The following is a 13,919-nucleotide window of genomic DNA, read 5'->3' on the forward strand; positions in this document are numbered from 1 at the left end:
AGGTTGAAGCGTGGGTAAGACCGCGTGGAGGACCGAACCCACCAGGGTTGAAAACCTGGGGGATGACCTGTGGTTAGGGGTGAAAGGCCAATCAAACTCCGTGATAGCTGGTTCTCCCCGAAATGCATTTAGGTGCAGCGTCGTGTGTTTCTTGCCGGAGGTAGAGCACTGGATAGGCGATGGGCCCTACCGGGTTACTGACCTTAGCCAAACTCCGAATGCCGGTAAGTGAGAGCGCGGCAGTGAGACTGCGGGGGATAAGCTCCGTGGTCGAGAGGGAAACAGCCCAGAGCATCGACTAAGGCCCCTAAGCGTACGCTAAGTGGGAAAGGATGTGGAGTCGCACAGACAACCAGGAGGTTGGCTTAGAAGCAGCCACCCTTGAAAGAGTGCGTAATAGCTCACTGGTCAAGTGATTCCGCGCCGACAATGTAGCGGGGCTCAAGCGTACCGCCGAAGTCGTGTCATTGCAGCAATACTCCCAACGGAGGCTGTGATGGGTAGGGGAGCGTCGTGTGCCGGGTGAAGCGGCCCTGTAAGGGAGTCGTGGACGGTTCACGAGTGAGAATGCAGGCATGAGTAGCGATACAAGAGTGGGAAACTCTTGCGCCGATTGACTAAGGGTTCCTGGGTCAAGCTGATCTGCCCAGGGTAAGTCGGGACCTAAGGCGAGGCCGACAGGCGTAGTCGATGGACAACCGGTTGATATTCCGGTACCCGCTTTGAAGCGCCAGCGCTGAATCTGGTGATGCTAAGGCCGTGAAGCCGCCCTTGATCTCTTCGGAGTGATGGGGAGTGGTGGAGCCGCTGAACCTATCCAGTAGTAGGTGAGCGATGGGGTGACGCAGGAAGGTAGTCCAGCCCGGGCGGTGGTTGTCCCGGGGTAAGGGTGTAGGCCGAGTGGTAGGCAAATCCGCCACTCATTGAGGCTGAGACCTGATGCCGAGCCGATTGTGGTGAAGTGGATGATCCTATGCTGTCGAGAAAAGCCTCTAGCGAGTTTCATGGCGGCCCGTACCCTAAACCGACTCAGGTGGTCAGGTAGAGAATACCGAGGCGTTCGGGTGAACTGTGGTTAAGGAACTCGGCAAAATGCCCCCGTAACTTCGGGAGAAGGGGGGCCATTGCTGGTGAGGGGACTTGCTCCCTGAGCTGGTGGTGGCCGCAGAGACCAGCGAGAAGCGACTGTTTACTAAAAACACAGGTCCGTGCGAAGCCGTAAGGCGATGTATACGGACTGACGCCTGCCCGGTGCTGGAACGTTAAGGGGACCGGTTAGCTCCATTTCGGTGGGGCGAAGCTGAGAACTTAAGCGCCAGTAAACGGCGGTGGTAACTATAACCATCCTAAGGTAGCGAAATTCCTTGTCGGGTAAGTTCCGACCTGCACGAATGGCGTAACGACTTCTCGACTGTCTCAACCACAGGCCCGGTGAAATTGCACTACGAGTAAAGATGCTCGTTTCGCGCAGCAGGACGGAAAGACCCCGGGACCTTTACTACAGCTTGATATTGGTGTTCGGTTCGGCTTGTGTAGGATAGGTGGGAGACTGTGAAGCGATGGCGCCAGCCATTGTGGAGTCGTCGTTGAAATACCACTCTGGTCGTGCTGGATGTCTAACCTCGGTCCGTGATCCGGATCAGGGACAGTGTCTGGTGGGTAGTTTAACTGGGGCGGTTGCCTCCTAAAGAGTAACGGAGGCGCCCAAAGGTTCCCTCAGCCTGGTTGGCAATCAGGTGTTGAGTGTAAGTGCACAAGGGAGCTTGACTGTGAGACTGACGGGTCGAGCAGGTACGAAAGTAGGGACTAGTGATCCGGCGGTGGCTTGTGGAAGCGCCGTCGCTCAACGGATAAAAGGTACCCCGGGGATAACAGGCTGATCTTCCCCAAGAGTCCATATCGACGGGATGGTTTGGCACCTCGATGTCGGCTCGTCGCATCCTGGGGCTGGAGTCGGTCCCAAGGGTTGGGCTGTTCGCCCATTAAAGCGGTACGCGAGCTGGGTTTAGAACGTCGTGAGACAGTTCGGTCCCTATCCGCTGTGCGCGTAGGAGTCTTGAGAAGGGCTGTCCCTAGTACGAGAGGACCGGGACGGACGAACCTCTGGTGTGCCAGTTGTTCTGCCAAGGGCATGGCTGGTTGGCTACGTTCGGGAGGGATAACCGCTGAAAGCATCTAAGCGGGAAGCCTGCTTCGAGATGAGGACTCCCACCCCCTTGAGGGGTTAAGGCTCCCAGTAGACGACTGGGTTGATAGGCCGGATGTGGAAGCCCAGTAATGGGTGGAGCTGACCGGTACTAATAAGCCGAGGGCTTGTCCATAGGTTGCTCGCGTCCACTGTGTAGTTCTGAAACAACGAACCGTTGGTTCGTATAGTTTCATAGTGTTTCGGTGGTTATAGCGTTAGGGAAACGCCCGGTTACATTCCGAACCCGGAAGCTAAGCCTTTCAGCGCCGATGGTACTGCAGGGGGGACCCTGTGGGAGAGTAGGACGCCGCCGAACAATCATTAGCCTCAGCCCCTGAGTTTCGACTCGGGGGCTGAGGCTTTTCTGCGTTGTCCCCCAAACGCAGAGAAGGCAGGAGACAGGAGGGAGCAGGCGTCCCCCCCTGTCTCCTGTAGAGCCCCTCGTCTTCGTCTCCTACAGTCGGCCGGCGGCCTTGAGGGCGAGGTAGGCGTCCGCCAGCGCCGGGGCGATGTCGGAGGGCGGGGCGTCGACGACGGTGATGTTGTGCCGGGAAAGGCGCTGGGCGACGCGGCGGCGTTCAGCGCGTGCCTGCTCGGCGGCCGCGGCCGCGTACACGGCGTCGACGCTGTGACGGCCCTGCGCCATCTCTTCGATGCGGGGGTCCGCCACGGAGGCGATGAGGACCTCGTGGCGGTGGGTGAGCTGGGGGAGGACGGGTAGTAGGCCTTCTTCCATCGGCGCGGCGTCGAGCCCGGTGAGGAACACGACGAGCGAGCGCTGGGTGGCCCGTTGGAGGACCGTGGCGACCAGACCGCGGGCGTCGGACTCGACGAGTTCGGCCTCGAGCGGTGCCATGGCGTTGACCAGGGCGGGGAGCATGTCCCGGGCGGCACGGCCCTGGACGGAGGCGCGTACGCGGCGGTCGTAGGCCAGCAGGTCGACGCGGTCGCCGGCACGGCCCGCGAGGACGGCGAGCAGCAGGGCGGCGTCCATGGCGGCGTCGAGACGTGGGGCGTCGCCGACGCGGCCGGCGGCTGTGCGGCCGGTGTCGAGGACGATGAGGATGTGGCGGTCGCGTTCGGGGCGCCAGGTGCGGACGGCGACGGTGGCCCGGCGGGCGGTGGCCCGCCAGTCGATGGCGCGGGTGTCGTCGCCGGGGATGTATTCGCGGAGAGAGTCGAACTCGGTGCCCTGGCCCCGGATGAGCACGGACGTGCGTCCGTCGAGCTCTCGGAGGCGGGCCAGGCGCGACGGCAGGTGCTTGCGGCTGTGGAAGGGCGGGAGGACCCGGACCGTCCAGGGGACGCGGTGGGAACCCTGCCGGGCGGCCAGGCCGAGGGGTCCGTGGGAGCGGACGGTGACGCGTTCGGCGTGCCGGTCGCCGCGGCGGGTGGGGCGCAGGGTGGTGGTGACGCGGCGGCGTTCGGCGGACGGGATGGTCAGCCGGTGACGTGACGCGGTCACCTCGGTACCCGGGTACCAGCTGCTGGGCGGCCAGGCGTCGCGGAGGTGGGCGCGCAGCGGGCGCTGGCTGGGGTTGGTCACGGTGAGCACGACCTCCGCCGTTTCGCCGAGTCGAACTGATGTCTCACCGGATCGGGTGAAATGGAGCTTTCGTACTGGCGCGGCGAGCGCAAGGTCGCACAGAATTCCGAACAGAAGGATGCCTTCGACGAGCAGGATGCCGTTCCAGCCGGGGAGCAGCAGACCGACGGCGAGGGCGCCGAGGGCGGCCAGCAGGGCGGTGCGTCCGGTGAGTGCCATGGTCGGTCGTCGCCCGTCTCAGCGCGGTACGGGGACGCGGGCGAGGACCGAGGTGATGACCGAGTCGGGTGTGGTGCCTTCCATCTCGGCTTCGGGCCGCAGTTGGATGCGGTGCCGGAGCGTGGGGAGGGCGAGGGCCTTGACGTCGTCGGGGATGACGTAGTCGCGGCCGGTGAGCCAGGCCCAGGCGCGGGCGGTGGCGAGCAGGGCGGTGGCTCCCCGGGGGGAGACACCGAGGGTCAGAGAGGGGGATTCACGGGTGGCTCGGCAGATATCGACGATGTAGGCCGTGATGTCGGCGGAGACCGACGTCTTGGCGACGGCGGCCCGGGCGGCGTCGAGGTCGGCGGGGCCGGCGACCGGCCGCAAACCGGCGGAGTCCAGGTCCCGCGGGTTGAAGCCGTCGGCGTGGCGGGTGAGCACGTCGATCTCGGTCTCGCGGGACGGCAGCGGCAGGATCAGCTTCAGGAGGAAGCGGTCCAGCTGGGCCTCGGGGAGGGGGTACGTGCCCTCGTACTCGACGGGGTTCTGCGTCGCCGCGACGAGGAACGGCTCGGGTAGCGGCCGAGGGATGCCGTCGACGGACACCTGGCGCTCCTCCATGGCCTCCAGGAGGGATGCCTGGGTCTTGGGCGGGGTGCGGTTGATCTCGTCGGCGAGCAGCAGGTTGGTGAAGACAGGGCCTGCCTGGAAGGAGAACTCGGCTGTGCGGGCGTCGTAGACGAGGGAGCCGGTGATGTCGCCGGGCATCAGGTCGGGGGTGAACTGGACCCGCTTGGTCTCCAGTTGGAGGGAGGCGGCCAGGGCGCGCACGAGGAGGGTCTTGGCGACTCCGGGCACGCCTTCCAGGAGGACGTGACCCCGGCAGAGCAGGGCCACGACCAGGCCGGTGACGGCCGGGTCCTGGCCGACGACGGCCTTGGCGATTTCGGTGCGCAGGGCCTCCAGGGAGGCACGGGCGCTGTCGGCGGTCGGGGCGGCGCTCACGGGGTTGCTTTCCTCTCGTTGAGAAGGACGCGGCGGTCCAGTGCGTCGAGGTCGTCGGCGAGACGCAGCAAGGCCGCGTCATCGGGGGGAGGCGGACCGTGGAGCAGGCTGTGCGGGTCGACGGAGGGGTCGTCCAGCCGGGCGGCCACCGCGGTGGGCAGGGCGGCCGGGTCGTGGGCCTGGGACGGAGGGATGCCGACCAACGGGGCCAGCCGGTCGCGTGCGGCGGTGCGCAGCACCTCCGCGGCCCGGCCACGGGCCCGGCCGTGGCGGTAGAGGCGGGCACGTCCCTCGGTGGCCTCCGCGGCACGGACGGTGGCGGGCAGCCGTTCGGCGACGACGGGGCCGAGGCGGCGGGCGCGCCAGAGGGCCGCGAAGGCGGCGGCGATGAACAACTGCAGGACGGCCCAGTTCCAGCCGTCGGGGATGAGGTCGAGGAAGCTTTGCTGTCCGCCGCCGAAGGCGGAGGCGTCGGTGAGCGAGGGGAGGTACCAGACGAGCTTCGGGTGGGCGCCGAGGGTCTGCATGGCCAGCGAGGCGTTGCCCTGCTCGGCGAGGTTCTCGTTCTGCAGGAGTGTGTGGGTGCCGAGGACGACGGTGTCGCCGCCGTTGGCCGCGGGCAGCCGCAGCAGGGTGAAGTCCCCCCGGGCGTTGGGGTAGCAGCGGTCGGCGTCCCGCGAGGACGTCGCATACCCGCTGCCGCCCATTTCGGCGGAGCCGGCAGTGCGGGCGGCGTCCAGGCCGCACCCGGGCTCGAGGACGTGGACGGGGACGGGCCCCGTGTAGCGGACGCCCGGGGCGAGCCGTCCGATGGAGGGTTCGCTGGGGGAGAGGAGGACGACACGGCCGCCCGCGCGCTCCATCGCGCCATGCATCGCGTCCTGCTGACGCTTCGTCAACAGGTCGGGCACGGTGACGAGGACGGTGGTGTCGGGTCCGGCGGCGGCCACGGCCTCGTCGGTGGTGGTGACGACCGTGGTGGTCACACCTTGGTCGTGGAGGAGTTGAGCGACGGCCCGGCTGCCGGACGGGTCGGGGGAACGGGGGTCGAGTGCGTCATGGTTCTCACCGGAACGCGCGGCGGCGTACAGGACGCCGAAGGCGATCAGGGCGAGGAACGCCACGAGCAGGGTGCGCGAGCGCGTCCACAGCTGGCCCGCGGTCGGGGAGGCCGACGTGGTGGCGGGGGTGGCCGCCTGGGCCGGGGACAGGGTGTCGGTCACGGGCGGGAACCTCCGGCGGCCGCGCCGCTGTCGGCCAACCGGGGCTTGGTGCCTTGCACTTCGGTGTCGAGTTCGCGCAGGGCCGCGTAGGCGTCAGGGGTGCCCGGGCGGTCCCCGTAGGTGACGTCGTCGAAGGTGCGGGCGGCGTCCGCGAGGCGGGCGGCGTGGTCGGGGAGGGGGCGGCCCGCCTCGGCGGCGGCCTCGTCCGCGGTCCGGCCGGGGCGCGGGTCGAGCAGGGCCCGTTCCTCCAGGGAGCGCACGATCGCGCGCATCCGTTCCTGGACGGCCTCGCTCCACCGGCCGTGGTGCGCGTGTTCCTCGGCGGCGGCCCGGTGCTCGGCGGCGGTCCGGGGGGCGTCCGTGAACAGCCCGGTGCCGGTGGTGGGTTGCGCGCGCAGCCTGCCGAGGCGCAGCCGCAGGGCGACGACCAGCAGCACGACCACGACGATGATCGCAACCAGGCCGACGCCGCCTCCGGGGGTGACCCCGGAGGCGGCGTCCATCAAGTGGGAGACCTTCTCCCAGAGCCAGTTCAGGGCGCGTTCGAACAGGCTCGGGTCGTCGCGGTGGTAGATGCCCTTGGACAGCTCGTCCTCGGCGGCCTCGCGGGCGGGGCCGCGGGGAATGGTGACCGGTACGTCCTCCCCCGACACCGGCATCAGCCCCCGGCGGCTGAGCTGTTGCCGGGTGTGCCGCTCCCGCCGAGGGCGTCGGTGTAACCGGGGACGCCCGCGGCACGGGCCAGTTCGATGTCGAGGGCCTCGCGGCGGATCCGCTGATCCATGTAGAGCAGGGCGGTAACGCCGGCGTTGATGGGGAAGGTGATGGTGGATCCGATGACGGCGCCGATCCCGATGACGATCAGGTACGTCCAGCCGAGGTTCGCCTGGTCGCCCGATGCAAAGGACGACAGGCCGTCGCTTCCGGTGAAGATGCCCGCCAGCACGAAGGGGATCTGGATGATCGACGAGACGATGTAGACGAGGATCATGGTGAGCAACTGGATGCCCAGAATGCGCCACCACGACCCGCGGACCAGCTTGACCGACCGGGCCATGGACTTCAGGACGCCCTGCTTCTCCAGCATGAGGGCGGGTGAGGAGAGGCTAAAGCGGATCATCAGCCAGACGATCACGCCGAGGGCGACCACGCCGCCGAGGAACGCCAGCCCGACACCAGCGGCCGTGGCGCCGCCGGCCGCGACGAGGATCCCGGGGAGGATGCCGACGGCCATGATCCCGGCGCCGATCAGAGTGAGCAGCAGCGTCAGCCCGAACAGGCGCGGCAGCTGGCTGCGGGCATCGGACCACGCCTCGGCCAGGGTCACCTCGCGACCGAGGACGGCCCGGCTGACAACCATGGTGAGCATCGCCGTGGCGATCACCGTTCCGAGGAGGGTGATGACCAGGGCGAGCCCCCCGGCGGCCAGCGTGCCGCCGACGGCGTTCATGACGTCGCTGAACGAGGGGTCGGCACGGCCGTCCAGGGAGTTGAGCGTCTCGCTGTCGTCGAGCATGAACCCCTGGAGCAGCAGCATGGCGCCCTGGGTCAGCAGCGAGACCGCGAAGGAGATGGTGAGCACGGTGCGCCAGTGCGCGCGCATCGTGGAGACCGCGCCGTCGAGGATCTCGCCGACGCCCAGCGGCCGCAGCGGGATGACACCGGGCTTGGGGGACGGCGGGGCACCCCAGTGCGGCTGCTGCCAGCCGGCGGGCGCGGGGCTGCCCCACACCGGGCCGCTGGGCGGGGTCGGGGCGCCCCAGCCGTCTGCGGTCTTCCACTGGCCCGCGGGCGGCTGCTGCTCGGACCAGTTCTGCGGCGCAGCGTCCTGCGGCGCACCGGGGCCGTCGGTGCGGCCCGGTTCGCCGGAGGGGGAGGATCCGGGCGAGGCCCAGCCCGGAGAGTCGTTCATCGTCGCTCCTTCGCTACTGCGCTACCTACTCGTCCAACGGCGGGACGGTGGCCATCGTGCCATGGGCGCAGCGGGCTTGTACCTGCGGATGCGGAGTGCCGCAACCGTTCAAAACGTGCTGCCGTTCACGGCAGACTGAGCAGATGGGTGATCAGTACGTGGTAACTCTGGCCAATGATTCCAAGGGCAACCCTGACGAGCCCCTGCCGGCGCTGCGCTGGGAGGAGCCGCCGGAAGGCCCCGTCCTCGTCCTCCTCGACCAGACCCGGCTGCCCGCCGAGGAAGTGGAGCTGGTCTGCACCGACGTCCCCGCCCTGGTCGAGGCCATCCGCGGCCTCGCCGTGCGCGGCGCCCCGCTGCTCGGCATAGCCGGCGCATACGGCATCGCCCTCGCCGCCGTTCGTGGCTACGACGTGGACGAGGCCGCCGAATCCCTCGCCCACGCCCGGCCCACCGCCGTCAACCTGGCCTACGGCGTCCGGCGGGCCCTGGCCGCCTACCGGGCCGCCCTCACCGGCACCGCCGGGGGCGACCCCGAACGCGCCGCCGCGGCGGCCCTGGCCGAGGCCCGCAGCCTGCACGCCGAGGACAGGGAGGCCAGCGCAGCCATGGCCCGCCACGGCCTCCAGCTGCTCGCCGAGCTCCTCCCCGGCGGCGGTTATCAGATCCTCACCCACTGCAACACCGGTGCCCTCGTCTCCGGCGGCGAGGGCACCGCGTTCGCCGTCGCACTCGCCGCCCACCGCCAGGGCCAGCTGCGCCGCCTGTGGGTCGACGAGACCCGCCCCCTGCTCCAGGGCGCCCGCCTCACCGCCTACGAGGCCGCCCGCTCCGGCATGGCGTACACCCTGCTCACCGACAACGCCGCAGGCTCACTCTTCGCCGCCGGCAACGTCCACGCCGTCCTCATCGGCGCCGACCGCATCGCCGCGGACGGCTCCGTCGCCAACAAGGTCGGCAGCTACCCACTCGCCGTGCTCGCCCGGTATCACAACGTGCCCTTCATCGTCGTCGCCCCCACCACCACCGTCGACCAGGGCACCGCCGACGGTCCGTCCATCGAGATCGAGCAGCGCCCCGGGCACGAGGTGACCGAATCGGCCGGAAACCCGGTGGCACCCCTCGGCACCCAGGCGTACAACCCTGCGTTCGACATCACACCCGCAGGCCTGATAACGGCAATAGTCACCGAAAACGGCGTGGTTTCGCCGGTCACACCCGATGCCCTGGCAGCTTTGTGCCCGTCTCGTGCTCCAGGTCACGATCAGGTAATGGGATGATGGTCGCTATGAAGGGACGCGTCCTGGTCGTCGACGACGACACCGCACTGGCAGAGATGCTTGGCATCGTGCTGCGCGGAGAAGGTTTTGAGCCGTCGTTCGTGGCCGACGGTGACAAGGCCCTCGCCGCATTCCGTGAGACCAAGCCTGATCTGGTCCTCCTCGACCTCATGCTCCCCGGACGGGACGGCATCGACGTATGCCGCCAGATCCGGGCCGAGTCCGGGGTCCCCATCGTCATGCTCACCGCGAAGAGCGACACGGTCGACGTCGTCGTAGGCCTGGAGTCCGGGGCCGACGACTACGTCATCAAGCCGTTCAAGCCCAAGGAGCTCGTCGCCCGCGTGCGGGCCCGGCTGCGCAGGGCCGAAGAGCCCACGCCGGAGCAGCTCACCATCGGTGACCTGGTCATCGACGTGGCCGGCCACTCGGTCAAGCGGGACGGACAGCCCATCGCGCTGACCCCCCTCGAGTTCGACCTGCTGGTCGCGCTCGCCCGCAAGCCCTGGCAGGTCTTCACCCGCGAAGTGCTGCTCGAGCAGGTCTGGGGCTACCGGCACGCCGCCGACACCCGCCTGGTCAACGTGCACGTCCAGCGGCTGCGCTCCAAGGTCGAGCGGGACCCCGAGCGCCCCGAGATCGTGGTGACCGTCCGCGGCGTCGGCTACAAGGCCGGGCCGGGCTGACGTGGCCACCGCGTACGAGCGTGAGCGGATGGAGAGCCGGCACGCGGACCCCCTGACGGGTCTGCTGCCGGTGCTCCGCTCGTTCGTGCGCTGGGCCCGGCGGCCCCTCCAGCCCGCCGCCCGGCTCTGGCGCCGCAACATCCAGCTGCGCGTGGTCGCCACCACCCTGCTGATGTCCCTCGGCGTCGTCCTGCTCCTCGGCGTCGTCGTCATCGGGCAGGTCAAGAACGGACTGCTCGACGCCAAGCGGCAGACCGCCCAGAGCCAGGCCGTCGGCGGCTTCGCCGTCGCCAAGGAGACGGCCCGCAGCGCCCCCGACACCGGGGGCGCCGGAACCGACAGCCAGCACAGCCCCGACACCGCGACCTGGCTCAACGACCTCGTCGACGGGCTCGCCAGCAGCGGCCAGGGCGTCTACTCCGTCGTCGCCCTCAGCTCGGACACCTACAGCGCCAAGGCGGACAGCCCCGGCACGCACGCACCCCGCGGCTCCGGCGGCGTCTGGCCCGAGGAGAGCGTGCCCGCGGACCTGCGTCAGGCCCTCGACGAGCGGTCCGACGTCTTCGAGCGCTACATCTCGATGAAGAGCGACAGCGAGCCCGACGGCGAGCCCGCCCTCATCGTCGGCCAGCGCCTCAGCGACCCCAACGGCAACCCCTTCCAGCTGTACTACCTCTTCCCCTTCGACCAGGAGGAGAAGACCCTCGGCCTGGTCAAGGGCACCCTGGCCACCGCCGGGATCTTCGTCGTCGTGCTGCTCGGCGCCATCGCCTGGCTCGTCGTCCGACAGGTCGTGACGCCCGTCCGCATGGCCGCCCGGATCTCCGAGCGGCTCGCCGCCGGACACCTCCAGGAACGCATGAAGGTCACCGGCGAGGACGACATCGCCCGCCTGGGAGAGTCCTTCAACAAGATGGCGCAGACCCTCCAGGTCAAGATCCAGCAGTTGGAAGACCTGTCCCGGATGCAGCGCCGCTTCGTCTCGGACGTCTCCCACGAGCTGCGCACCCCGCTGACCACCGTCCGGATGGCCGCCGACGTCATCCACGAGGCCCGTGAGGACTTCGACCCCGCCACCTCCCGCTCCGCCGAGCTGCTGCAGAACCAGCTCGACCGCTTCGAGTCGATGCTCTCCGACCTCCTGGAGATCAGCCGCTTCGACGCGGGCGCCGCCGCCCTGGAGGCCGAACCCGTCGACCTGCGCGACGTCGTGCGGCGCGTCGTGGACGGCGCCGAACCGCTCGCCGAGCGCAAGGGCAGCCGCATCGTCGTCCACGGGGACGAGCAGCCCGTCACCGTCGAGGCCGACGCCCGCCGCGTCGAACGCGTCCTGCGCAACCTCGTCGTCAACGCCGTCGAACACGGCGAGGGCCAGGACGTCCACGTCCGCATGGCCTCCGCCGGAGGCGCCGTCGCCGTCGCCGTGCGCGACTACGGCGTCGGCCTCAAGCCCGGCGAGGCCACCCGCGTCTTCAACCGTTTCTGGCGCGCCGACCCCGCCCGAGCCCGCACCACCGGCGGCACCGGCCTCGGCCTGTCCATCGCCCTGGAGGACGCCCGCCTGCACGGCGGCTGGCTCCAGGCCTGGGGCGAGCCCGGCGGTGGCTCCCAGTTCCGGCTGACCCTGCCCCGCACCGGCGCCGACAGCCTGCGCGGATCACCGATCGCCCTCGAACCCGAGGACTCCCGCCGCAACCGCGACCTCGCCTCCACGCTCTCCCACCGCGGCATGCCCGCCGGTGCCACCGCGCTGGACGCCGTCGCGTCCCCGGCCTCCGCACACCACGGCTTCCCGGCACCGCGCTTCGCCGCGCCCGCCATCCCCTCGATGCCGCTCAGCCCACCGCGGCCCCCGGCCGCCGACCCCGCGGCCCTGCCCGGCAACGGCGCACGGGTCGTCGGGCACCGCGCAGGCAGCGGGACGGTCACCCACCCCACGACAGCAGACCAGGCGCGGGAGGACGACGACTGATGCGTGCGAAGGGGGGCGGCCTTCCGAGGCCGGCCGCTGCGGGCGTGCTCCTGTGCGGACTGGTGCTGCTCACGGGCTGCGCCTCCATGCCCAGCAGCGGCGAGGTGCACAAGGTCGGCGGCGGCGAGAAGCACGCCGACACCGACGCCCAGGTCCGGGTCTTCGGCGTCAAACCGCAAGGCGGCGAGAACCCCCGCGACATCGTCAACGGCTTCCTCGAGGCCACCACGAGCGACGAGGCCGACTACGCCACCGCCAAGCTCTACATGACCAAGGACCAGGCCAAGCGCTGGAAACCCGAGTCCGGGATCACCATCCTCGCCGGCGGACCCTCCCAGGCGCAGGAACCCGGCGCCATAGCCGACGGCAAGGACGGCGGCAGCACGCAGATCACCCTCACCGGCGACAGGGTCGCCACCGTCGACGGACGGCACGCCTACCGCGCCGAGGACGGCTCCTTCAGCACCGGCATACGCCTGACCAAGGAGAAGGGCGAATGGCGCATCGCCGGCGTCGGTGACGGCCTGGTGCTGAGCGAGGCCGACTTCCAGCGTTTCTACCGCTCCGTCGACACGTTCTACTTCGCCTCCCCCGGGCCGGGCCCCGAGGAGGCCGCCGCCGGCCGGAACGCCCTCGTCGCCGACCCGATCTACCTGCGCAAGCGCATCAACGCGCTCAGCACCACCGTCAACGCCCTGCTCGCCGGACCCACCGACTGGCTGGAACCGGTCGTCGTCTCGGCCTTCCCCACGGGCATCCGGGCCACCAAGGTCGAGATCGACGACTCCCAGCGCGTGACCGTGACGCTCAACCGGTCCCCCGGCGGCGACGGTGCGCGGTGCGAACGGATGGCCGCCCAGCTGATCGAGACCGTCCAGGGCATGTCCTCCACACCCGTGCCCTCGGTCGAACTCCAGGGCCCGCACGGCCGCACCCTGTGCTCGCTCCGGCGCGACGACGCCGGTGCGTACGCACCGGACAAGCTCGTGGGGGAAAGCCGGGAGCAGTACTTCATCGACGCGGACCACCACCTCGTCAGCCTCAGCGGCGCGGACACCCAGCCCACCGCGGTGGCGGGCCCCCTCGGCACCGGTCCGTTCAAGATGGGCTCCGCCGCCGTGCGGCGCGACGAGCAGTACGCCGCCGCCCTCAGCGAGGACGGCGCGAGCCTCTACGTGACCGCGCTGAGCGCCGACGCCCAGCTCGGCCCCGTCGTCCTGCGCAGCCAGGCCACCGACCCGAAGAACCGCCTCACCACGCCCAGCTGGGACGGCTACGGCGACCTGTGGATCGCCGACCGCAACCCGAAGCAGCCGCAACTGCTGATGCTGCGCGACGGCGCCGGCACCCCTGTGCCCGTCGCGGTGCCGGAACTCGGCGACGGGCGCATCGAATCGCTACGGGTCGCGGCCGACGGCGTGCGCATCGCCCTGCTGGTCCGTGACGGCGACCACACCACACTGCGGCTCGGACGGATCGAGCGCACCGGGACCGCCGAGGACCCGCGGATCACGGTGGCGGAGCTGCGCAGCGTCGCGCCGCAGCTCGAGGACGTCAAGGCGGCGTCCTGGGCCGGGGTCAGCCGGGTGGTCGTCGTGGGACGCGAGGCCGGGGGAGTGCCGCAGATCCAGTACGTGGACGCGGACGGCTCGGGCGCGTCCACGCCGAGCCTGCCGGGCATCAGCGGCGTGACGTCGGTCGCGGCCTCGGAGCGCCAGGACAAGCCGTTGCTCGCGGAGCTCGACGGCGGGGTCTTCCGGCTGCAGCCCGACTCCAACTGGAAGGAAGTCGCGCCCAAGGCCAGCTCGCCCGTCTACCCGGGCTGACCGGCCTGGGCGCCCTCCTCGGGCGTCTGCGTCGGGCGGCGATCGCGCGCGGATCGTGCGGCGGCGGAAGTTATCCACAG

At 69.7% G+C, this 13,919-nt stretch carries 9 protein-coding genes and 2 rRNA genes (1 of these 11 cut by a window edge); 6 read left to right on the top strand and 5 right to left on the bottom strand.

Annotated features, from left to right (window positions below; all coding sequences use genetic code 11):
- Window positions 1–2,321, top strand: a 23S ribosomal RNA gene (locus OG937_26735) (it extends 802 nt beyond the left edge of the window).
- Between the two features lie 66 nt (window positions 2,322–2,387).
- Window positions 2,388–2,504, top strand: a 5S ribosomal RNA gene (rrf, locus tag OG937_26740).
- 138 nt (window positions 2,505–2,642) lie between these two features.
- Here rrf and OG937_26745 read toward each other — a convergent pair.
- From OG937_26745 to OG937_26765, 5 genes are read right to left on the bottom strand one after another with little or no spacing between them, the layout of a single operon-like run.
- Window positions 2,643–3,953 carry a DUF58 domain-containing protein gene (locus OG937_26745; GenBank protein ID WUD75033.1) on the bottom strand — a complete coding sequence of 437 codons (1,311 nt, stop codon included), beginning with the start codon at window positions 3,951–3,953 and terminating at the stop codon, window positions 2,643–2,645.
- 18 nt (window positions 3,954–3,971) lie between these two features.
- Complete coding sequence (locus tag OG937_26750; GenBank protein ID WUD75034.1) at window positions 3,972–4,940, bottom strand: MoxR family ATPase; 969 nt, start codon at window positions 4,938–4,940, stop codon at window positions 3,972–3,974.
- Window positions 4,937–6,163 (bottom strand): DUF4350 domain-containing protein, encoded by a 1,227-nt coding sequence (locus tag OG937_26755; protein WUD75035.1) that lies wholly within the window; start codon window positions 6,161–6,163, stop codon window positions 4,937–4,939. Before OG937_26755 ends, OG937_26750 begins: the two co-directional genes overlap by 4 nt.
- Entirely contained in the window at window positions 6,160–6,822 is a 663-nt protein-coding gene (locus OG937_26760) for a DUF4129 domain-containing protein (GenBank protein ID WUD75036.1), read from the bottom strand. Before OG937_26760 ends, OG937_26755 begins: the two co-directional genes overlap by 4 nt.
- Window positions 6,822–8,075: a hypothetical protein gene (locus tag OG937_26765; GenBank protein ID WUD75037.1), complete on the bottom strand. Its 1,254-nt coding sequence runs from the start codon at window positions 8,073–8,075 to the stop codon at window positions 6,822–6,824. Before OG937_26765 ends, OG937_26760 begins: the two co-directional genes overlap by 1 nt.
- A 143-nt stretch (window positions 8,076–8,218) precedes the next feature.
- Here OG937_26765 and mtnA point away from each other — a divergent pair, with 143 nt between their 5' ends.
- From mtnA to OG937_26785, 4 genes are read left to right on the top strand one after another with little or no spacing between them, the layout of a single operon-like run.
- Window positions 8,219–9,355, top strand: a complete 1,137-nt coding sequence (gene mtnA / locus OG937_26770) for an S-methyl-5-thioribose-1-phosphate isomerase (GenBank protein ID WUD75038.1) — start codon at window positions 8,219–8,221, stop codon at window positions 9,353–9,355.
- An 8-nt stretch (window positions 9,356–9,363) separates the two neighbouring features.
- Entirely contained in the window at window positions 9,364–10,041 is a 678-nt protein-coding gene (mtrA, locus tag OG937_26775; protein ID WUD75039.1) for a two-component system response regulator MtrA, read from the top strand.
- A 28-nt stretch (window positions 10,042–10,069) separates the two neighbouring features.
- Window positions 10,070–12,013: an MtrAB system histidine kinase MtrB gene (mtrB, locus tag OG937_26780; GenBank protein WUD75040.1), complete on the top strand. Its 1,944-nt coding sequence runs from the start codon at window positions 10,070–10,072 to the stop codon at window positions 12,011–12,013.
- Complete coding sequence (locus OG937_26785; protein WUD75041.1) at window positions 12,013–13,839, top strand: LpqB family beta-propeller domain-containing protein; 1,827 nt, start codon at window positions 12,013–12,015, stop codon at window positions 13,837–13,839. Before mtrB ends, OG937_26785 begins: the two co-directional genes overlap by 1 nt.
- The last annotated feature ends 80 nt before the right edge of the window (window positions 13,840–13,919 follow it).

The organism is Streptomyces sp. NBC_00510, assembly GCA_036013505.1.
Taxonomy (GTDB): Bacteria; Actinomycetota; Actinomycetes; order Streptomycetales; family Streptomycetaceae; genus Actinacidiphila.